The following is a 21,209-nucleotide window of genomic DNA, read 5'->3' on the forward strand; positions in this document are numbered from 1 at the left end:
AGCCCCGGCGATTCAACCTCTCAACGCTTGACCTGTTTGAGCGTCTCCGCAATCAGGAACGCCAGTTCCAGCGACTGATCGGCATTCATCCGTGGGTCGCAGTGGGTGTGGTAACGATCCGACAAGCCATCCTCGGTGATCGGTCGCGCGCCGCCGATGCACTCGGTGACGTTCTGCCCGGTCATCTCGATATGAATCCCGCCGGCATAGCTGCCCTCGGCCTGGTGCACCTGGAAGAACTCCTTCACTTCGCCGAGGATCTGCGCGAAGTCGCGGGTCTTGTAGCCGCTGCTGGCCTTGATGGTGTTGCCGTGCATCGGGTCCGAGCTCCACAGCACCTGCTTGCCTTCGCGCTGCACGGCGCGAATCAGCTTGGGCAGATGCTCGCCGACCTTGCCTGCGCCCATGCGCGCGATAAGGTTCAGGCGGCCGGGGTCGTTGTCCGGGTTGAGGATGTCGATCAGGCGGATCAGGTCGTCGGGGTTCATGCTCGGGCCGACCTTGACCCCGATCGGGTTGTTCACCCCACGCAGGAACTCGACGTGGGCGCCGTCCAGTTGGCGGGTGCGGTCGCCGATCCAGAGCATGTGCGCCGAGCAGTCGTAGTAGTCGTTGGTCAGGCTGTCCCGGCGCACGAAGGCTTGCTCGTAGTTGAGCAGCAGCGCTTCGTGGGCGGTGAAGAAGCTGGTTTCGCGCAGTTGCGGTGAGCTGTCCATGCCGCAGGCGCGCATGAACGCCAGGGTTTCATCGATGCGGTCGGCCAGTTGGCTGTATTTTTCCGCCAGCGCGGAGTTGGCGATGAAGTCCAGGTTCCACTTGTGAACCTGGTGCAGGTCGGCAAAGCCACCCTGGGCAAAGGCGCGCAGCAGATTGAGGGTCGCGGTGGACTGGTGATAGGACTGCAGCAGGCGCTCCGGGTCCGGCACCCGGCTTTTTTCGTCGAAGCCGATCCCGTTGACGATATCGCCGCGGTAGGCGGGCAGGGTGATGCCGTCGATGGTCTCGTCATTGGCCGAGCGTGGCTTGGCGAACTGACCGGCCATGCGTCCGACTTTGACCACCGGGCAGCCGGCGGCGAAGGTCATCACAATGGCCATCTGCAAGAGCACCTTGAAGGTGTCGCGGATCTTCGCGGCGGAGAACTCGGCAAAGCTCTCGGCGCAGTCACCGCCTTGCAGCAGGAACGCCCGACCCTGGGTCACTTCGGCAAACTGACGGCGCAACTCACGGGCTTCCCCGGCAAATACCAGCGGCGGGTAGCTGGCCAGGTTCTGCTCCACTTGCAGCAAGTGCGCAGCGTCCGGGTACTGGGGTTGTTGCTGGATCGGCAGGGCGCGCCAGCTGTCGGGGCTCCAGGGTTGGCTCATCATGAACTCGATAGGGTGGTTGACGGTCGGGCGTCAATGTTATCAGCAATTAGTGCGTGACCTGTTGCCGCCGGTTGGCCGACAATCGCGCCTTTGCCGTGCGGTATACCCTTTAGGAGTAGTGATGACCGAGGAGCGTGTCGAGCGCCTGCTGGCCGAAGTCCATGATGATTTCGGCATGATCCGTGTGCTCGAAGTGGCCGATTACCGCTTTCTCGAATTTGGCGACGCCATCGAGCAAAGCTGCGTGTTCACCGCCGACCCCAGCTGGCTGGAGTACGATTACACCCGCGCGATGCTGATCGGCGCGTTGTGCCATGAGCTGCCGGAGAGCGCGCTGTTCCTCGGCCTGGGCGCTGGCACACTGACCCAGGCGTGCCTCAAGTTTTTGCCGCTGGAAGACGTCGAAGCCATCGAACTGCGCCCCGATGTGCCGCGTCTCGCCATCGAGTACCTGGGGCTGGACGACGATCCGCGCCTGTACATCCGCATCGGCGACGCCCTGCAATTGCTCGATACAGCCGAGTCGGCCGACCTGATTTTCGTCGACCTTTATACCGATGTCGGCCCAGGCGTCGGGCACCTGGCCTGGACCTTCCTGGAAAACTGCCAGAAAAAACTCAACCCCGGCGGCTGGCTGGTGATCAACCAGTGGGCCACCGACGACGGCAAACCCCTGGGGGCGGCGTTGTTGCGCGGGTTGTACCACCGGCATTACTGGGAACTGCCGGTGAAGGAGGGCAATGTGATTCTGCTGGTGCCTTCGGAACTCGATCAGGCGCTGGACCTGGATGCGCTGTCGGCGCGTGCCGAGGCGCTGGCACCGCGATTGGGTTATTCGTTGCAGCCGTTGATCAAGGCGATTCGGCCGGCAACTTAGTCGCCAGTGTCGACGCTATCGCGGGCAAGCCCGGCTCCCACAGGCTGAAATGCGCACCCTGCGGAAGCGGGCTTGCCCGCGATAGCGCCATCAGCCGGTTCAGATACCCTTGAACACCCCGGGACGCTTCTCGATCATTGCCCGCACGCCTTCCTTGGCATCCTCGCTGTTGAGCAACTTATCCACCATCGGCGGCAAGGCGGCGGCCGCGACGGTTTCGCCTTCGATGCGTGCCAGGCGTGCCGACATCAAGGTCGCCTGCACCCCAAGCGGTGCCTGGCGGGCGATGCGGCTGGCGAGTTCGATGGCGCGCGGCAGCAGGTCTTCACTCGCCATCACCTCCTGCACCAGGCCCAGGCGCAGGGCGTCATGGGCGTCGAACTCATCGCCGGTGAGCAACCAGCGCATGGCGTTGCCCCAGCCGGCGACCTGATGAAAGCGCAATGTCGCACCGCCAAAAGGAAAGATCCCACGTTGCACTTCCATCTGCGCGAAGCGGGTATTGCTCGCGCACAGGTTGATATCCGCCGCCAGCATCAACTCGATGCCGATGGTCAGGCAGTAACCCTGGGCCGCCACGATCACCGGTTTGCTCACCCTGGGACCGGCGAACACGCCCCACGGATCGCAGCCGCCCAGCGGCGGTTGCCAGCCTCCCGCCATCACGCCGCTGACGTTGGCCAGGTCCAGCCCGGCGGTGAAGTGGTCGCCGTGGGCGAATACCACCGCCACGCGCGCGTCTGCATTTCGATCAAATTCGCCATACGCCAGGCTCAGCTCATTGAGCAGATCCAGGTCGAACGCGTTGCGCTTGGCGACTCGATCCAGGCCCAACAGCAGGACATGACCCTGGAGTTCACGGCTGACGCGGCTGCTGCTGGGTTGATTCATCGGGGGTGCCCTCGGGCGCAATGGAAGGTTTCGGACCAAAGGTGTTGATCGCCAGGTGAACCGTTTAAGCGTTACGACCAACGGGGCCGGGCCTTTGAAAAATAGACCCTTGCGGGCCGCCGCGCAAAGACTGTGACGCAGCGCGGTTTATCGGCACTTTGCGATAAAAAAAGCTCCCTTTTTCAGCTATTTCCGGTATAGTGCGCGCCGGCCTTTAACCGGGCCGCGTTTAGGTAGCGCAATTCCCCGAAGTCAGCTTCGGCTGCACGTCCGCACAGCGGACTCTCCCTTGACGAATCTTTTTCATTCATTCGTTTTCGCAAATCCCCGCCGACAAAGCAGCCAGGGCGACTCTTGAGTCTCAACACGGCATGCGCAGCTTTGGAGCATGGGTCTTTGCGGATGCACTTAGAGGCAGACCCATGACCCAGGAAACCGGCGGCTTCGCCGCTTTTAATCTTAACCCGAATATTCTTGCAGCCGTCGCAGCGACCGGCTACGAAGAGCCTTCGGCGATTCAGCAGCAATCGATCCCGATCATCATGGCCGGCCAGGACATGATTGGCCAGGCGCAAACCGGTACCGGTAAAACCGCCGCGTTCGCCCTGCCTATCCTGCACTGCATCGATCCTGCCAAGCGCGAACCGCAAGCCCTGATCCTCGCGCCAACTCGTGAGTTGGCGCTGCAAGTAGCAACCGCTTTTGAAACCTACGCCAAGCAAATGCCAGGCGTTACCGTTGTGGCTGTCTACGGCGGCGCGCCGATGGGCCCGCAACTGAAAGCTATCCGTAACGGCGCACAGATCGTCGTTGCCACCCCGGGCCGTCTGTGCGACCACTTGCGTCGTGACGAGAAAGTCCTGTCGACCGTGAACCACCTGGTTCTGGACGAAGCCGACGAAATGTTGAAGCTGGGCTTCATGGATGACCTGGAAGTCATCTTCAAGGCACTGCCACCGACCCGTCAAACCGTACTGTTCTCGGCCACCCTGCCACAGTCGATCCGCGCCATTGCCGAGCGCCATCTGCGCGATCCGCAACACGTGAAGATCCAGACCAAGACTCAGACCGTTACCGCGATCGAACAGGCTCACCTGTTGGTTCACGCTGACCAGAAGACCTCGGCTGTATTGAGCCTGCTGGAAGTCGAAGACTTCGACGCCCTGATCATGTTCGTGCGCACCAAGCAAGCGACCCTGGACCTGGCCAGTGCCCTGGAAGCCAAAGGCTACAAGGCCGCTGCGCTGAACGGTGACATCGCCCAGAACCAGCGTGAGCGCGTAATCGACTCCCTCAAGGATGGCCGCCTGGACATCGTTGTGGCAACCGACGTAGCCGCTCGTGGTCTCGACGTTCCACGTATCACCCACGTGTTCAACGTGGACATGCCATACGATCCAGAGTCCTACGTTCACCGTATCGGCCGTACCGGCCGTGCTGGTCGCGAAGGCCGTGCACTGCTGCTGGTGACTCCACGTGAGCGCCGCATGCTGCAAGTGATCGAGCGTGTAACCGGTCAGAAAGTCGCCGAAGTCCGCCTGCCGGATGCCCAGGCCGTTCTCGATGCCCGCATCAAGAAACTGACCAACAGCCTGTCGCCGCTGGTGGCTGATGCTGAATCGACCCACGGCGACCTGCTGGACCGCCTGACCGCCGATATCGGTTGCACCCCGCGTGCCCTGGCTGCAGCGCTGCTGCGCAAGGCTACCAACGGTCAGGCCCTGACCCTGGCAGCGATCGAGAAAGAACGTCCACTGGTGCCGAACAGCGCACCACGCGGTGATCGTCCAGAGCGTTCCGGCGACCGTCCAGAGCGTGGTGATCGTGAGCGTCGTGCTCCGGTTCCATTGGCTGAAGGTCGTGCCCGTTGCCGTACCGCGCTGGGCGCGCGTGATGGTATCGCGGCCAAGAACCTGCTGGGCGCTATCCTCAACGAGGGTGGCCTGGCACGTGAAGCTATCGGTCGCATCCAGGTCCGTGACAGCTTCTCCCTGGTGGAGCTGCCGGAAGATGGTCTGGAGAAACTGCTGGCCAAGCTGAAAGACACACGCGTTGCCGGTAAGCAGCTGAAGCTGCGTCGCTACCGCGAAGATTGATCCGCCCTTGGGCTGATTGATCGCACATAAAAAATCCCCGACTGGTTCGGGGATTTTTTTTGTCGTGCGCTTAGGTATGAAACGCGCCGCGCCAGTGCATGCGCGGGTCCAGAGCGCAAAACCATCGAACGAGATGGGCGCGGTGGCTCGCTATCAGCTGTAGCTGCCAAGCTGCAGAACTTATCGACTTTGGGAAAAGTCCGCGCGTCCAGGCGGCCTTTCTGACTGCTCGCCTCGCTGTACAGCATCTACCCTTGAATGATGTGACATCTATTGATTGCTCTTCAGAAAGAGTCCGTGGCTGCTATGAGTACTAATTATTCCCTGGGTTTTCCACACATAATACCTGCGTCTAATGTCTATTCTTCTACGTTACCGTCAGTCAATTCGATGGTTGAGCGAGGAGGCGGCCGGCGTGATGAAAGTAGCTTGCAACTGACGGAGCGCGATATTGCTTCGAAGGTCGAGGTAATGCGCTCAGGAAGAAGTCTTCCTGCAGGGCCTGTTTCGACTATGAAGATTATCGAAACTTCGAGGCTTGATAAAGTCAGCGATCCAAGGCTCGAAATCAAGAAAGAAGCTACCTCGCCCAACGGCCTGTATGGCGTGAGTTACTCACTTTCCGCGCCAGGACCTGGTTTGAGCAACATCACGTTTCCGATGAGTATCGACGAAGGTCTTCAAAGAAAAAGTGGCAAGGATGCGGGGATTTATTACGCGATGATGTTTGGTGTTAATTCCGCGGAAGGTAAAGCTCTGGGGCGCGGCTATATCGGAATGCAGCCACGCGAGGATGGCAAGGCTCTGATTGTATTTTCTGGATATGGCTCGCATTTCAAGGCGCCGCAAGGCCGCCCCGAGTTTGATGGGATGAAGGGCGCCAGTAATAGCACCCTGGTGGATTTCAAATTTGGGAATAAATATAACCTTACAGTGGAAGTGGATCCTGAAAACCCTCGAAAGTTGAAAGGGTTTATTCAGGATGTCACGGATCCTCATAGGCCCAGGCCCAAGCAACATGTCAAAGATATTTATGTCGATCAGGCGGTTGCGTTATCCGGTAGAGATACAGGGTTTGTCGAGCAGTACGGCGCAAGAATAAATCGAAGCTCGCAAATTGCTACGACTGGCGGCAGTTTTTTTGCGCCCTTTACTCGAGACGAAAAAGGCAGTGTCAAAGTGGGTGAAATCAATAGCATAGGGTTATATGGTAGGTATAAGAACTCGATGACAGGTAATCAACAAGTTACCAAAGAGGCTGGCCAAAGGAAGGAGTTGAAGTTCTCTTTTCACGGCGTTGGTTATGAGAAGAAAGGCTGACAAAACCGCGTCAGCCGAAGCGGTAGATGTCCATGCCCAGCGCCCCCAGGGTGAAACCCTGATGCGCCACGCTGAAAGCGCCACCGGCGCCGCGCGCAAAATACAGCGGTAGCAGATGCTCATCGCTGGGATGGCTGCGCACGGCATTCGGTGCCTGGCGGCGATAGTCGTGCAAGGCGTTTTCATCGTTGGCTGCCAGCTTGTCGACGACCCAGTCGCGAAACTCCAACGCCCATGGCGTGATGGTCTCGGGCCCGGCGCGCCAGTCAAGCTCACCGAGGTTATGGGTGATGCTGCCCGAGCCGATCAATAACACGCCTTGCTCGCGCAAGCTGGCGAGGGCGTGCCCGACGCGGGTCTGCAGGGCAGGGCCCATGCGGCTGGGCAGGGACACCTGCACCACCGGGATATCTGCCGCCGGGTACATCAGCGACAACGGCACCCAGGTGCCGTGGTCAAAGGGCCGGCGCTCATCAATGCGTGCGTTCAGGCCGTCGGCATGCAGCAGTTCGACAATTTCGCCGGCCAATTGCGGGTTGCCCGGCGCCGGGTACTGCACGGCAAACAGCTCGGGGGGAAAGCCGCCAAAGTCGTGCCAGGTTTCGGGTGCGGGGCTGCCGGTGACCAGCAGCTCCTGGCTTTCCCAGTGCGCCGACACCACCACAATCGCCCGCGGTCGTGGCAGTTCGGCAGCCAGACGCTGGAGGGCTGGGCCGCTGGCACCGGGTTGCAGGGCGAGCATGGGCGAACCGTGGGAAATAAACAGGCTGGGGAGCATGGGGAGGGTCCTGAGCGTTAACATGGGCCCATCTTCAATCAGATCATTGATCTAAATCTAATATAAGTTTTAGCACCATTTGATCGAATTTTCGGGGTGATCCATGGAGCCTAAGTTTTGGCAGGAGCGCTGGGCGCGCAATCAGATCGGTTTTCACTTGCCTGAGGTCAACCCTTACCTGCAACGGCACTGGCCGCAGTTGGCCCTCGCGCAGGGCGCCCAGGTGCTGGTCCCCTTGTGTGGCAAGAGCCTGGACTTGATGTGGCTGGCCAGCCATGGGCTGCGGGTACTCGGCGTGGAGCTGTCGGAACAGGCGGTGAAGGCGTTTTTCAGCGAGCAGAACCTGGTGCCGCGCATCACACGGCGCGGCGTCTTCAGCGTGTACCAGGCTGATCTGATCGAGGTGTGGTGCGGCGATTTCTTCGCCCTGGACGCCGAGGCCGTGGCCGATTGCACCGCGCTTTATGACCGCGCCGCACTGATCGCCTTGCCGCCGTTGATGCGCGCGCAGTATGCCGAGCATCTGCACCAGTTGCTGTGTCCAGGTTGCCAGGGGCTGCTGATCACCCTCGATTACGATCAGACGCAAAAGGCCGGCCCGCCGTTTGCGGTGACGGATGACGAGGTCAAGGTGCTGTTCGGCTCGCAATGGACGCTGCGCGTGCTGGAAGAGCAGGACATCCTCGGCGAGAGCTGGAAGTTCGTTCAGGACGGCGTTACGCAGCTGGATGAGCGTGTCTATCAGATGACGATGCGTTGACCAGGCCTGGGTATTTACACCGCTTCGGGTACGCTGCCAGACCTGTGGCGGGGGAGATTGCTCCCGCAGGCGGCCTGGCATCTGGCCGCTACGCGATCCAAATGTGGGAGCCGGGCTTGCCCGCGATGACGATATAAGCGCCCACAAAAAAGGGGCGATCAGATCGCCCCTTCTTGTCTTGCGCCGGCGGTCAGCCGCGACGACGCAGTGCGTCGATACGCTCTTCCAGCGGTGGGTGGCTCATGAACAGGCGGGCCATGCCCTGTTTGATGCCACCGTTGATGCCGAAGGCAGTCAGGCTGTCCGGCATATGCACCGGCAGGCCTTGTTCGGAGCGCAGGTGTTGCAGTGCTGCAATCATCGCCCCGGTACCGGCCAGGCGTGCACCGGCTTCGTCTGCACGGAACTCGCGTTTGCGCGAGAACCACATGGTGATCGCGCTGGCCAGGAAGCCCAGCACCACTTCAGCGAAGATCGTCGCCACGAAGTAGGCAATACCGCGGCCTTCTTCGTTCTTGAAGATCACCTTGTCGACAAAGTTGCCGATGATCCGCGCGAAGAACATCACGAAGGTGTTCACCACGCCCTGAACCAGCGCCAGGGTGACCATGTCACCGTTGGCGACGTGGCCGATCTCGTGGGCCAGCACGGCTTTCACTTCATCGTAGGAGAAGCGTTCAAGCATGCCCTGGCTCACCGCAACGAGTGCGTCGTTCTTGTTCCAGCCGGTGGCAAAGGCGTTGGCTTCATATGCCGGGAAAATCCCGACCTCGGGCATCTTGATCCCCGCCTCGCGGGACAGCTGCTCCACGGTTTGCAGCAACCATTGCTCATGCCGGGTGCGTGGCTGGGTGATGACCTGGGTGCTGGTGCTCATTTTCGCCATCCACTTGGAGATGAACAGCGAGAACAGCGAGCCGGCAAAACCAAAGACGGCACAGAAAACCAGCAGCTGATTGAGGTTCAGGTCAACCCCGTTGGCCGCCATGAACCCGTTGAAGCCGAAAAGGCTCAGGGTGATGCTGGCAATCAGCACGACCGCCAGGTTAGTGGCCAAGAACAGCAGGATGCGCATCATGGTTGTAGAGTTCTCCTCATGCTTAATATGTCGCGTACTGCGGGGTATATAAGGTGCGGCATGGGGTGATTCAACCGAGCGACTATTTCAAACTGTGTCCTACAGCCTGAATGTAGAGTCTTGAAGGGATTTTCCGGCTCGCTAGCCGCGGTTGGATCACTTCGCCGTTGCCTTGCAGCCCTGTAATTATAGGGTGCAAGTGCGAGAACGGGCGCCACAGGTGCCAAGGCTTAGGGCGCGGGTGGAGAAGTGTTGCCAGATACTCGCCGTACGACCGCATGTCGGTCGTACGGCGACATCTACCCTACTGGCGATAGGACTTGAGGAAGTTGCCGATGCGACCAATGGCCATGTCCAGGTCATCCACACGCGGCAGGGTCACCACACGGAAGTGATCCGGCCACGGCCAATTGAACGCCGTGCCTTGCACCACCAGCAGCTTTTCCGACAACAGCAGGTCGAGTACGAATTTCTCGTCGTTGAGGATCGGGCAGACCTTCGGGTCGATGCGTGGGAAAGCGTACAGCGCCCCCATGGGCTTCACGCAGCTCACGCCCGGGATCGCGTTGAGCAGTTCCCAGGTGCGGTTGCGCTGTTCCAGCAGGCGGCCCTGGGGCAGTACCAGGTCGTTGATGCTCTGGTAGCCGCCGAGGGCGGTCTGGATGGCGTGCTGGCTCGGCACGTTGGCACACAGGCGCATGTTGGCCAGCATGTCGATGCCTTCGATATAGCTCTGGGCGTTGTGCTTGGGCCCGGAAATGGCGATCCAGCCAGAACGGAAGCCCGCCACGCGATACGACTTGGACAGGCCGTTGAAGGTCAGGCACAGCAGGTCAGGTGCCAGCGACGCGGTGCACACATGGACGGCGTCATCGTAGAGGATCTTGTCGTAGATCTCGTCGGAGAACACCACCAGGTTGTGCTGGCGCGCCAACTCGAGCATGCCCAGCAGCACTTCCCTGGAGTACACGGCGCCGGTGGGGTTGTTCGGGTTGATGATCACCAGGGCCTTGGTGTTGGGGGTGATCTTGGCCTTGATGTCGGCCAGGTCCGGGAACCAGTCGGCGCCCTCATCGCACAGGTAATGCACCGGGTGGCCGCCGGCCAGGGTCACCGCTGCCGTCCACAGCGGGTAGTCGGGTGCCGGCACCAGCACTTCGTCACCGTTGTTGAGCAGCGCCTGCATGGACATCACGATCAGCTCGGACACGCCATTGCCCAGGTAGATGTCTTCAATACCGACGCCTTCGACCTGCTTCTGCTGGTAGTACTGCATCACCGCCTTGCGCGCGCTGAACAAGCCCTTGGAGTCGCTGTAGCCCTGGGCGGTGGGCAGATTGCGGATCACGTCCTGGAGGATTTCGTCCGGCGCTTCGAAACCAAACGGCGCCGGGTTGCCAATGTTTAGCTTGAGGATGCGATGGCCTTCCTCTTCCAGGCGTTTGGCGTGCTTGAGCACTGGGCCGCGAATGTCGTAGCAGACGTTGGCGAGCTTGTTCGATTTGCTGACCTGCATGGCGATGTGATCCTGAAAATGAACGATCCAGACGGTGTGGACACTACCGTACTGCGAATCCTGCGGGGCCCGCACCCATAAATACGTTTGAATGCCGGTTGCGCGGGTGCCAGACTGGCGTTTTGAAGAGGCGCAATCATACGTGCCGCCTGATCCATGGAAAAGACACAGATCAGGCTTTTTCAGTTGCCGAGGTGTACCGATGGATAAGTTGCAGAAAACCCTTGAAGAGTGGCGGGACATGCTCGATCCCGCGCAGTACCAGGTTTGCCGTCTCAAGGGTACCGAGCGTCCTTTCAGCGGCAAGTACAACGAAACCAAGACAGATGGCGTGTACCACTGTATCTGCTGCAACGAGCCCCTGTTCGATTCCACTACCAAGTTCGATTCCGGCTGCGGCTGGCCGAGCTTCTACGCGCCGATCGCCGAGAGCGCGATGGTCGAGATTCGCGATGTCAGCCACGGCATGATCCGCACGGAAGTCACCTGCGCCAAGTGCGATGCGCACCTGGGCCACGTGTTCCCGGACGGCCCGCCGCCGACCGGCTTGCGTTACTGCATCAACTCGGTGTGCCTGGACCTGGTCCCGCGCTGAGCGATATAGGCCAACGTAAACCCCTGTAGCAGCCCGGCTTGCCGGCGATGGCGTCCGTCAGATCGCTATCGCCGCAAGCCGGGCTGCTACAGGGAAAAGGTGATAGTGGGGTATCAGTGCCGCCAATTAGATTGCACGCAATTTAATTGCCTACTATGTTTACCTTCTTTTCTCCCTATCGAGGCACTGCCATGAGCGACAACCTGCTGAGCATCCCGTGCACCACCATCAAGGGTGAGCAAAAGACCTTGGCCGATTTCGCCGGCAAGGCCATCCTGGTGGTCAACACCGCCAGCAAGTGTGGCTTCACCCCGCAGTACAAGGGCCTGGAGCAGCTCTGGCAGCAGTACAAGGACCAGGGTCTGGTGGTACTGGGCTTTCCCTGCAACCAGTTCGGCAAGCAGGAGCCGGGCAACGATGGCGCGATTTCCGAATTCTGCGAGCTGAACTACGGCGTCAGTTTCCCGCTGTTCAAGAAAATCGACGTGAACGGTACTGAGGCCCATCCCCTGTTCGTGCAACTGAAAAAACAGGCGCCGGGCCTGCTGGGGTCCAAGGGGATCAAGTGGAACTTCACCAAGTTCCTGATTGGCCGCGACGGCCAGGTGGTCAAGCGCTTTGCCCCGACGACCAAGCCCCAGGACCTCACCCAAGAGATTGAAGCCCTGATCAAATGACCGACCTGCCTACCGTGTCCCTGGCCCTGGACGATCAGTTGTGTTTCAAACTGTATGCCGCCTCCCGGGCCGTGACCCGCGCTTATAAGCCGATGCTGGATCAGCTTGGCCTGACCTACCCGCAATATGTGGTGATGCTGGTGCTGTGGGAGTGGTACGAAGTGGCTCCGGCACAACCGACGGTCAAGGCCCTGGGTGAGCGCCTGATGCTCGACTCGGGCACGCTGACGCCGCTGCTCAAGCGCCTTGAGCAGCTCAAGTGGGTCAGGCGCCAGCGCAGCGCCAGGGACGAGCGCGAAGTGCACCTCAGTCTCAGTGATGCCGGTGTGCACCTGCGCGACCAGGCCCATGGCCTCAAGACCCGATTGTTATGTGACAGCGGCATCGACCTGAACCAGGCCGACGCCTTGCGCCACGGCCTGGACCAGTTGCTTGGGCAGATCAGAGACTTGTCGTCGTCGGCACCCACAGGTCCAGCAGGCCCTTGAGTTCTTCGCGGCGAAACGGCTTGGCCAGGTAGTCATTCATGCCCGCTGCCCGGCAACGCTCGCGCTCTTCGGAGAGGGCGTTGGCGGTCAGCGCGACAATCGGCAGGTCCGGCCAGCGTCCGCTTTGGCGGATCTGCCGGCTGGCCTCATAGCCATCCATCACCGGCATGTTGCAGTCCATCAGCACCAGGTCAAAGCGTTGGTCCTCGAGGAACTTGAGCGCTTCGCCACCATGGGCGGCCACGACCACTTCGCACCCCAGCTTGCTCAACATGCCCTTGGCGACCAATTGGTTGACCGGATTGTCCTCCACCAGCAGGATGCGCGCCCGGTGTGCCAGGGGCGCGGCCTCCAACTGGAGGGGGTCGAGGATCAGTTGCGGGTCGCTGCGTAAATTGCGCTGCAGGATCTGGTACAACGCATTGCGGCTCAAGGGGCGCGCCTGTTGCTGCAAGGGCGCCAGCGCCGCCACTTCTTCGCTGGGCATGAAATTGCCATAGGCGGTCACCAGCAGGATCGGTGCGGTAATGGCAGGCCGCAGGCGGAACAGGCATTCCGGACAATCGGTGATCAGCAGGTCCGGGGCCAGGCCACTCAAATCCTCGTCCTGCGAGTAGCAGCGGGGTGTCAGCCCCCAATGCGGCAGCAAGGTGCTGAGCAGTTCCGTCAGGCCACTGCCGGCGCTGGTTATGGCGATGACCTCACCCGCCAGCGGCGCCTGTTGCACGGCGGGCAAATGCAGGGGCAGGGGCAGCTCGGCGCAGAACTGGCTACCAAAGCCGACCTCCGAACTGATGCTCAGACGGCCTTTCATGGCTTCGCACAGGTTGTGCGTCAACGCCAGGCCCAGCCCCGTGCCGCCAAACTGGCGGGTGATGCCCGCGCCGGCTTGGGTGAAGGGCTGGAAGATTTTCACCTGGGCTTCCTGCGCAATGCCGATACCGGTATCACACACTTCGATGCGCACCCGGCCATTCAGGGCGCTGAGGCGCACATCCACGCGACCGAAACGGGTGAACTTCAACGCATTCGACAGCAAGTTGCTGACGATCTGCCGCACGCGCGTCGGGTCGCCCAGCACCTGGGCGGGAAACTGCGGGTCGATCAGACAGGTCAGCTCGACGCTGGGCGCCGCATTCTGCGACAGCAGGTTGGCGGTGTCTTCGACCAGCGAGCCCAGGTCGAACGGGATCACCTCCAGCTCCAACTGGCCGGCGTCGAACTTGGACAGGTCGAGGATATCGTTGAGCAACTCCACCAGCACCTTGCCCGAGTCATGGGCGATCGACAGTTGCTGGCGCTGCTCGGCGTTCAGCGAGCTGTCCAGTGACAGCGCGATCATTCCCAGCAGCCCATTGAGCGGGGTGCGGATTTCATGGCTCATGTTCGCCAGAAACGCCGCGCGGGCCTGGGCCATGCCCAGGGCGGTCATCTTCGCCGCTTCCAATTCTTCGTTGGACTGGCTCAGGCGCTGGTTGCTCGCCTTGAGTTCAAGGGTGCGCGCGGAGACGATGTTTTCCAGTTGCCCCAAGTATTCGGTCAGTCGGTCTTCGGCATGCCGGCGTTGCTGGATCTCCGTCTCCATGTTTTCAAATTGCTGGTTGGCCACGCTGACCAGCACACCGATCTCGTCGTGTTCATGCCCGGCTGGGCAGTCCAGGCGGGCGTGCCGGCGGTTGCTCAGCTCGCGAATGACGCGTACCAGTGGCTGGGTCAGCATCACGTAGAAGAGGGCCAGGAGAATGCCGGTCAGCAGCAGGCTACGGGCAAACCCGTTGAGCAGGGTGATCTCGGCACGGTGCAGGAAACGGCTGCCGAAAGCGTAGGTGTCCACGTCCAGACGCAGCACGCCGAGGGATTCGTTGGGCATATGGCTCAGGTACAGCCGGTCTTCGAACTGACGGTTGGCGCCAAACAGGAAATCGCTGATGGGGCGGTAGGGGCTTTCCATGCGCGGCCGCTCGACATCGGCCAGTACCACGCCGTTGTTGTCGATCAACTGCGCGTGAATGATCGCGGGGGAGTGCAGCAGGCCCAGGGTCAATTCCTGGGCCAATTCGGCGTCAATGTTATAGGCAATACGCGACGTAGGATTATGGCTGATTTCGATCAGCGAGCGTATTTCACGGTTGATGGATGCGTCTTCGCTGGCATAATCAATGCCGATTTGGATCAGGCTGAGCAAGGTTCCCAAGACGAAACCGACCAGCACAGTCAATCTGGCTTGTTTATAAGACAAGCGGTGGGCGAACTTGATATCCATCGAGTGTTGAACCACTTCACGTTTCCCTTCGCCCGGCAAGCATAGCTGAACATCCACAGGCTCTGGCTTGCCGGCATGAATCGTTTTTTACGCGGCCTCGTGCGATCCGCCGCAGGGTTGCCAATACGCCATCTTTTGCAAGAACTTGCCAGAGGAATAATCGTGGATTCTCGACTGAATGCTTTTCTTGAGCGGGCCGACGCAGTACTCGCCCGCCTTGAACCCTTGTTGCCCGCGCCACGCCAAGCCATCGACTGGAACCAGTGCCTTGCCGCCCGTTGGCAGCGCGAAGGTCGCACCGGCTTCCTGTTGCCACTGGAGGTGAGCCTGGACATGCGCCTGTCCGACCTGATCGGCGTGGACAAGCAACGCGAACAACTGGCCCGCAACACCCAGCAATTCATCGACGGCCTGCCAGCCAACCACGCGCTGCTGTGGGGTTCGCGCGGCACCGGCAAATCGTCGATGGTGCGTGCCTTGCTGGCCCAGCATGCCAAGGCCGGCCTGCGCCTGATCGAAATCGAGCGCGATCACCTGGCCGACCTGCCACGGGTGGTCGAGCAACTGGTCAAGCTGCCGCAGCGCTTTATCCTGTTCTGCGACGACCTGTCGTTCGAGGCCGGCGAGGGCGATTATCGCGTACTCAAGAGTGTGCTGGATGGTTCGCTGGAACAGGCTCCGGAAAACGTGCTGCTGTACGCCACGTCCAACCGTCGCCACCTGGTACCGGAAAACCAGAGTGACAACGACAACTGGAAACGCGTGGACGGTGAGCTGCATCCGAGCGAGGCGGTGGAAGACAAGATTGCCTTGTCCGACCGTTTTGGCCTGTGGCTGTCGTTCTACCCGTTCACGCAAGAGCATTTCCTGGACGTGGTCGAGCACTGGATCGGCGAGCTGGCGAATAAAGCCGGTTTGCAGTGGCAGCGCGATGAGGCGCTCGACATACTCGCCGTTCGCTGGGCGACCGGGCGCGGCAACCGCAATGGCCGCTGCGCGTACCAATTTGCCCGTTACTGGGTAGGCCTCAAACTGCTGGAGCGTCAGCCATGATCGATCTACAACACGCCGGCACCGGCCTCGACGGCTACGCGATGCTGTGTGCGCAGCTGGAATCGCTGCTGGCCGATGAGCGCGATTTCATCGCCAACAGTGCGCAGTTTTCGGCGTTTCTGTTTAACCAGCTGGACGACTTGAACTGGGCCGGCTTTTACCTCAACCGCAATGAAGAGCTGGTGCTGGGGCCGTTCCAGGGGCAGATCGCGTGTGTGCGTATTCCGTTCGGTCGTGGTGTGTGCGGAGCGGCGGCGTCGTCGCGCCAGACCCAGCGCGTCGAGGATGTCCACGCGTTTCCCGGGCATATCGCCTGTGACAGCGCCTCCAACAGTGAGTTGGTGGTGCCGCTGGTCAAGGGCGACAGGCTGATTGGCGTCCTCGACCTCGATAGCCCGTCCCTGGCACGCTTTACCGAGCAGGACCAGGCGGGTATCGAACAGCTGGCGGCGATCTTCCTGCGCTTGACCGACTGCTGATCAACGAGGGGGCGGATGCCGCCCCCTTATTGACTCTCCAGCTCCTGCAACTGCACCTGCAGCAGCCGTTCCAGCTCCAGCATCAGTTTTTCCAGGGCTTTCACCTGCGTGTCGATCAGGGGGCGGTCAGCATCCTGCGCGCACACCTGTTCGAGGCTTTCGCATTGCGAAGCCAGCGTTCGGGCTTGAACGATGCGGGCAGCGCCCTTGATCTTGTGCGCCTGTTCGCTGATGTCCCGGGATGAAGCCTGGGCGGCTATCAAGGCGAGCAATTCCTGGCGATCGCGACGACTGCTGCTCAGCAACTCCTCCAGCAGGCGTCGGCTCATCTGCGGATCGCCGCCGGTCAAGGCCTCGAAATTACCCAGGTCCAGGATCAGGCCGGCCGAGCGCGGACTGATCTGCGCCAGTTGCCGCTCCAGCGCGGTGAGGCTGATGGGTTTGAACAGGCAATCGTTCATGCCTGCCTGGGCGCAGCGCTGTTTCTCCTCGGGTTGGGCGTTGGCGGTAAAGCCCAGTACGACACAGGGCATCAGTTGCTCGCGCTGCTCGTACTCGCGGATCGAGCGGCTCAACTCGTAGCCATTCATGATGGGCATGTTGCAGTCGGCTATCACCAGGTCGAAGTGCTCCTGGCGCCAGGCCTGGAAACCGGCCGAGCCGTTGTGGGCGGCGGTGAACTGGTGGCCCAGGTAGCCAAGCTGCTGGCACATCAACAGCCGGTTCGCCGGGTGATCGTCCACCACCAGGACATTCAGCACGGGCGCCGTCGCGGGGGCCTCGGGCTTGAATTCGTCCACCGACAGCACCGGCTGCAGGCGCGTCATCTTCAGGTTGACGTACACCTGGGTGCCGACCATCGGCACGCTGCTCAGGCTCAGTTGGCCGCCCATCATCGCGCACAGGCTGCGGCAGATCACCAACCCCAGGCCCGCGCCGCTCCTCGCCAGGTGCCCGGAGTTGTCGGCCTGGGCAAAGGGTTCAAACAGGCGCATCTGATCGTCACGGCTGATGCCGATGCCGGTGTCTTCGACCACCAGTTTCATCTCGATCTGCTGCGGCAGTTGGGTGGGTAACACCTCGACCTTGATCTTTACCTGGCCTTGCTCGGTGAACTTGATCGCGTTGCTGACCAGGTTGGACAGCACCTGCTTGAAGCGCAACGGGTCGATCAAGACTTCGGTGGCGTCCAGCTCGGGCTTGAACTCCAGCAACAGGCTGAGGGTTTTCTGCCGGGCGAGGCCATCAAACACGCGCACCACCGACTCGATCACTTCCCGCAGGTTGACGCGTTCGGGCGCCAGGCTCAGGCGGCCGGATTCGATACGGGCGATATCGAGGATATCGCCGATCAGCTCCAGCAGGTCCTTGGCCGAGTTGTACGCCACTTCGATGGCCGGGCGATCGAGATGACCCTGGTCGGCTCGCTTGAGGGTCAGCTCGAGCATGCCGATCACGGCGTTCATCGGCGTGCGGATTTCGTGGCTCATGGTCGCGAGGAAGGTGCTCTTGGCCCGGTTGGCTTCGTCGGCACGCTCCTTGGCGGCGCGCAGTTCGTCGAACAACTGGCGTCGTTCGCTGATGTCGATCCAGCCGCCGATGATGCCCTGGACCTCGCCGACGGAGTCGCGGTACGGCAGGATCCAATGGTAGATCGTCAGTTTTTTCTCGCGAATGTGCAGGGTGCGGTCGAGGATCAGCGGGTTGCCTTCGGACACCACGCGCTTGTAGTCGGCATGGTATTGCGCCGCCTCCGCCGCCATCGCCGTGCTGATCTGCAGCGCGCTTTTGCCGATCACCTCCTCGCGCTTGACGTCGAACACCTGCAGGTAACTGTCGTTGCAGGTCTGCAGCAGGCCCTTGCGGTCGCGGACGTAGATCGGGTGCGGGGTTTCGTTGACCAGCGCACGCATGAACTCGAACTGATCATTGAGCGCGCGCTCCGCCATCCTGCGGTGCTTGATCTGGCGGCGCATATAGGCGTTCCAGCCCAGGGAAATCAGCAAAAGCAGGCCGGTGCCGATGATGATGCGGGCAATCAGTTGATGGTAGTCGCGCCAGTAACTGTCGGAGGCCGCGGTGTAGCCGCGCCAGCGACTGTTGATCACCCCCAGCTCATCCGGGGCGATGCTCAGCAGGGCCTTGTCGAGAATCGAGGTGAGTTCGGTGGCGCTGCGTGCTGTCGCCAGCGCAAAAGTGGCAGGGGTGGTGCCGATGCTGGAACTGATTTGGAGCTTGTCCTGGAACATCGGCGAAGACAGGAAGTAATTGGCGACCACCAAGGTATTCACTGCGCCGTCCACATTGCCTTGCACCAGCAATTCGGCCGACTTGAAGGTGTCGCCGGTTTCTACCAGCTGGATCCTGGGAAAGTTGTCGCGCAGGAATGCTTGCAACGGGCTGCCCTGGGTCACCGCCAGCCGCTTGCCTTGCATTTCCTCAAGACTGCTGGGGGCCTGGCCATCCTTGCGCGTCAACATGACGTAGGAGTTTTCCAGGTAGGGGCGACTGAAGTTCAACTGGGCTTCGCGCTCGACGCTGGGGATGACCGCCCCGATGATATCGGCCTTGCCCGCCTCGACCTGATTGATCATCACGTTCACATCACGTTCGCGCTGGACGTCGAAGCGCAAGCCGGTGCGCAGGCGAACCAGTTCCAGCAAGTCGGCGGCGATGCCGCGAAAATTCCCGTCGGAGTCAAAAAACGTCAGCGGTGCAAAGGTTTCGTTCACGATCACCTTGACCACCGGGTTGTCCCGCAGCCAGCGTTCTTCGCGCAAAGTCAGTTGCAGTTTCTGGTCGGTCAGCAGGATGTCGCTGCCGGCGCTCCAGCGCTTGGCGATCGTTTCACGTTCGCTGGTGGGCACCGCGCGCAAGACTTCGTCGACGATGCTCAGCAGGGTGTGCTGGTGCTGGGGCATCGCGAAGCTGAACCCATAGGCTTCATGCTTGCCGAAGTTCGCCATCCGCACGTTCTTCAGGTAGCCCTTGTTGATCATGTAATGCGTGGAAATGGTATCGCCGAGAAAAACGTCGGCCTGTTCGAAGGCCACCGCGTTCAGCGCATTCTGATACGAGGGGTAGGCACGGATGATCGCCTTGGGGTACAGCTTTTCCACCTCACCCAGGGGCAGGTAGTGGTAGACCAGTGCCAGGCGCATTCCGGCCAGGCCCTCGCTGAGGCTACGGGTTTCGCCTTCGCGGGTTACCAGCACCGGCCGGTCCACGGCGTACGGCTCTGACAATGCCAGGTGGGGGTTTGCCGCCTCAAAGCTGTTGGAGGAGCCCAGCAAGTCGATCTCCCCGGTTTCAAGGGCGCTGATCGCGGCCTCTCGGGAGGGATAGCGCAGGACCTTGACCGGCAGGGCCAGCGCCTTGGCGAGCAGGCCGGCGTAGTCGGCGGTGAGTCCTTCATAGTCGCGCCCACTGGACGTGAGATCGAAGGGCGGGTAGTCAGGGAAAGCGGTGCCCAGCACCAACTCGCGTTTGTTCTGTAGCCATTGGCGTTGGGCTTTGTTCAGGCGGTTTTCCAGTGGTACGTAGCTCGCGCGGCTCAGCAGGTTGAAATGTTCCGGGCCAGTTTGAGGGGTTGCGGGCACGACGGCGCTGAAGCACAAGCCGGCACTCAATATAATCAGATAGTCCTTTATACACCTGGGCATCCGTTTTCTCACACTAGCGCGTTTCGTTTTGCCATCTCGATAAGTTCTACCAAGGACTTGGCTTGAAGTTTCTGCATCAGCCTCTTTTTATAAGTGCTTACAGTTTTATTACTCAGAAACATACCCTTGGCTATTTCCTTGTTGGTGCGGCCTTGTGCAAAAAGTTGCAATACCATCAACTCGCGGTCATTGACTGCCTTGAACAGTTCAAGCTCCTGGGTATCCACGCCGTCTGCACCGTGGGAGTTCAAGGCCTGGCTGGGAAAGTAGTTGTAGCCGGACAATACGGCGCGAATGGCGCTCAGCAGTTCGCTCAGGTCGCCTTCCTTGCACACGTAGCCGTCGGCGCCCGAGCGCATGCAGCGCGTAGCGAACAGGGTGGGGGATTGGGCGGTCAGGACCAGGGTTTTCATCGAGGTATTCATGGCGTTGAATCGGCACAGCACCTCGAGCCCATCGAGTTTCGGAATGCTGATGTCCAGGATGATCAGGTCCGGCAGGCATTCGCGGACCATTTGTATGGCGTCGCACCCGTTGTCCGTTTCGCCGACGACTTCGTAACCTTCGTGTTCCAGCAACATCCTGATGGCCAGCCTTATAACCGGGTGGTCATCGATAATAAAAACGGTGTTCATAATCACATTCCATGCAAGTGCAAATAAAGCGGGCACATTAGCTCAGAAGTTGAGGGGGGAGCATGAACTCGAGGGGGCATAGATATAAAACAGGAAAGTTCCTACATTAAAAAAGGTAATAGCCTACTGGTCGCTAAGGCTTCGAGAGTCGGGTGGTCAGCGATTCAGCGGCGCGCCGCCCGAATCGTGGTGCCGGGGATTTAACGGCCCTTATACGTGTGCTTTTCGACGGTTTATATGTTTTAAGTCCTACACGTTTAAGCGGGGCAATGAGTGGGTCAAGCGTGAAAACTCATCTTTGTTCAACGGCTTTGATAAGTAGCCGAGTAAGGGCAGCCCACGCTCCCGGGCTTGCTCGTGCAGGGTCGATAATTCAGCTTCCGGTAGCCCGCTGAGCAGGATGGCGGCGCTGATAAAACGTCGGCGGCTGGCGATTTCGATCAATTCGAGCCCCGGCAGGTCCGGCAGGCACTGGTCGCAGAGGAGGATATCGAAAGGGCTGTCGGCCAGCGTCATCAAGCGGATTGCCTGTTCGGCGTTTTCCGCCGGGGTCAGTTGCTCGAAACCGAAACTCTTGAGCAGGCACTGGGTGGCAAGCAGCTGGAACGGATGGTCCTCCACCACCAGGATGCGTAGGGGGTAACTGGGCATAGAAGGCACACAGTGAGTCA

18 protein-coding genes are annotated in these 21,209 nt (G+C 60.6%); 9 read left to right on the plus strand and 9 right to left on the minus strand.

Annotation, left to right across the window (positions count from 1 at the left end; genetic code table 11):
• Positions 1–20: 20 nt before the first annotated feature.
• On the minus strand, positions 21–1,367 hold the full coding sequence (locus QMX97_RS11285) for a 3-deoxy-7-phosphoheptulonate synthase class II (RefSeq protein WP_106804736.1): 1,347 nt from the start codon (positions 1,365–1,367) through the stop codon (positions 21–23).
• Positions 1,368–1,491: 124 nt separating this feature from the next.
• Between QMX97_RS11285 and QMX97_RS11290 the strand changes: the two genes are divergently transcribed.
• Positions 1,492–2,247 (plus strand): spermidine synthase, encoded by a 756-nt coding sequence (locus tag QMX97_RS11290; RefSeq protein ID WP_065901696.1) that lies wholly within the window; start codon positions 1,492–1,494, stop codon positions 2,245–2,247.
• 99 nt (positions 2,248–2,346) lie between these two features.
• On the opposite strand, the gene QMX97_RS11295 is transcribed toward QMX97_RS11290, so the two are convergent.
• Positions 2,347–3,138: a crotonase/enoyl-CoA hydratase family protein gene (locus QMX97_RS11295; protein WP_065901693.1), complete on the minus strand. Its 792-nt coding sequence runs from the start codon at positions 3,136–3,138 to the stop codon at positions 2,347–2,349.
• Between the two features lie 422 nt (positions 3,139–3,560).
• On the opposite strand from QMX97_RS11295, the gene QMX97_RS11300 reads away from it, so the two are divergent.
• A complete protein-coding gene (locus QMX97_RS11300; protein ID WP_065901692.1) occupies positions 3,561–5,234 on the plus strand; it encodes a DEAD/DEAH box helicase in 1,674 nt (557 codons plus the stop codon).
• A gap of 429 nt (positions 5,235–5,663) precedes the next feature.
• On the plus strand, positions 5,664–6,554 hold the full coding sequence (locus QMX97_RS11305; RefSeq protein WP_240435287.1) for a hypothetical protein: 891 nt from the start codon (positions 5,664–5,666) through the stop codon (positions 6,552–6,554).
• 10 nt (positions 6,555–6,564) lie between these two features.
• Here the strand turns inward: QMX97_RS11305 and QMX97_RS11310 are convergent, their stop codons facing one another.
• Positions 6,565–7,332 (minus strand): class III extradiol ring-cleavage dioxygenase, encoded by a 768-nt coding sequence (locus tag QMX97_RS11310; protein ID WP_106804735.1) that lies wholly within the window; start codon positions 7,330–7,332, stop codon positions 6,565–6,567.
• Between the two features lie 103 nt (positions 7,333–7,435).
• On the opposite strand from QMX97_RS11310, the gene QMX97_RS11315 reads away from it, so the two are divergent.
• Positions 7,436–8,092: a thiopurine S-methyltransferase gene (locus tag QMX97_RS11315; RefSeq protein WP_282396942.1), complete on the plus strand. Its 657-nt coding sequence runs from the start codon at positions 7,436–7,438 to the stop codon at positions 8,090–8,092.
• Between the two features lie 190 nt (positions 8,093–8,282).
• Here the strand turns inward: QMX97_RS11315 and htpX are convergent, their stop codons facing one another.
• Together htpX and QMX97_RS11325 are read right to left on the minus strand one after the other, a co-directional pair.
• Positions 8,283–9,170, minus strand: coding sequence for a protease HtpX (gene htpX, locus QMX97_RS11320; protein WP_034102803.1), 888 nt, complete (start codon positions 9,168–9,170; stop codon positions 8,283–8,285).
• 304 nt (positions 9,171–9,474) lie between these two features.
• Positions 9,475–10,686: a pyridoxal phosphate-dependent aminotransferase gene (locus tag QMX97_RS11325; protein WP_025857865.1), complete on the minus strand. Its 1,212-nt coding sequence runs from the start codon at positions 10,684–10,686 to the stop codon at positions 9,475–9,477.
• A gap of 202 nt (positions 10,687–10,888) precedes the next feature.
• Between QMX97_RS11325 and msrB the strand changes: the two genes are divergently transcribed.
• From msrB to QMX97_RS11340, 3 genes are all read left to right on the plus strand, one after another.
• On the plus strand, positions 10,889–11,281 hold the full coding sequence (gene msrB, locus QMX97_RS11330) for a peptide-methionine (R)-S-oxide reductase MsrB (RefSeq protein ID WP_065901686.1): 393 nt from the start codon (positions 10,889–10,891) through the stop codon (positions 11,279–11,281).
• Between the two features lie 191 nt (positions 11,282–11,472).
• Positions 11,473–11,958 carry a glutathione peroxidase gene (locus QMX97_RS11335; protein WP_282396943.1) on the plus strand — a complete coding sequence of 162 codons (486 nt, stop codon included), beginning with the start codon at positions 11,473–11,475 and terminating at the stop codon, positions 11,956–11,958.
• Positions 11,955–12,446, plus strand: coding sequence for a MarR family transcriptional regulator (locus QMX97_RS11340; protein ID WP_106804731.1), 492 nt, complete (start codon positions 11,955–11,957; stop codon positions 12,444–12,446). The genes QMX97_RS11335 and QMX97_RS11340 overlap by 4 nt, the downstream gene beginning before the upstream one ends.
• Here QMX97_RS11340 and QMX97_RS11345 read toward each other — a convergent pair.
• Positions 12,400–14,709: a response regulator gene (locus QMX97_RS11345; protein ID WP_065901680.1), complete on the minus strand. Its 2,310-nt coding sequence runs from the start codon at positions 14,707–14,709 to the stop codon at positions 12,400–12,402. The genes QMX97_RS11340 and QMX97_RS11345 overlap by 47 nt on opposite strands.
• 162 nt (positions 14,710–14,871) lie before the next feature.
• Here QMX97_RS11345 and QMX97_RS11350 point away from each other — a divergent pair, with 162 nt between their 5' ends.
• A complete protein-coding gene (locus QMX97_RS11350) occupies positions 14,872–15,762 on the plus strand; it encodes an ATP-binding protein (RefSeq protein ID WP_065901679.1) in 891 nt (296 codons plus the stop codon).
• Complete coding sequence (locus QMX97_RS11355) at positions 15,759–16,241, plus strand: GAF domain-containing protein (RefSeq protein WP_201143812.1); 483 nt, start codon at positions 15,759–15,761, stop codon at positions 16,239–16,241. The genes QMX97_RS11350 and QMX97_RS11355 overlap by 4 nt, the downstream gene beginning before the upstream one ends.
• Positions 16,242–16,267: 26 nt before the next feature.
• On the opposite strand, the gene QMX97_RS11360 is transcribed toward QMX97_RS11355, so the two are convergent.
• The 3 genes from QMX97_RS11360 to QMX97_RS11370 all read right to left on the minus strand — a co-directional run bounded on the left by QMX97_RS11360 (position 16,268) and on the right by QMX97_RS11370 (position 21,189).
• Positions 16,268–19,903, minus strand: a complete 3,636-nt coding sequence (locus QMX97_RS11360; protein WP_282396944.1) for a transporter substrate-binding domain-containing protein — start codon at positions 19,901–19,903, stop codon at positions 16,268–16,270.
• Between the two features lie 8 nt (positions 19,904–19,911).
• Positions 19,912–20,538 carry a response regulator transcription factor gene (locus QMX97_RS11365; protein ID WP_065901673.1) on the minus strand — a complete coding sequence of 209 codons (627 nt, stop codon included), beginning with the start codon at positions 20,536–20,538 and terminating at the stop codon, positions 19,912–19,914.
• Positions 20,539–20,787: 249 nt separating this feature from the next.
• Positions 20,788–21,189, minus strand: a complete 402-nt coding sequence (locus QMX97_RS11370; protein ID WP_065901671.1) for a response regulator — start codon at positions 21,187–21,189, stop codon at positions 20,788–20,790.
• Positions 21,190–21,209 lie beyond the last annotated feature (20 nt).

It is taken from the genome of Pseudomonas sp. PS01298, assembly GCF_029959745.1.
In the GTDB taxonomy this organism is placed as follows: Bacteria; Pseudomonadota; Gammaproteobacteria; order Pseudomonadales; family Pseudomonadaceae; genus Aquipseudomonas; species Aquipseudomonas aylmerensis.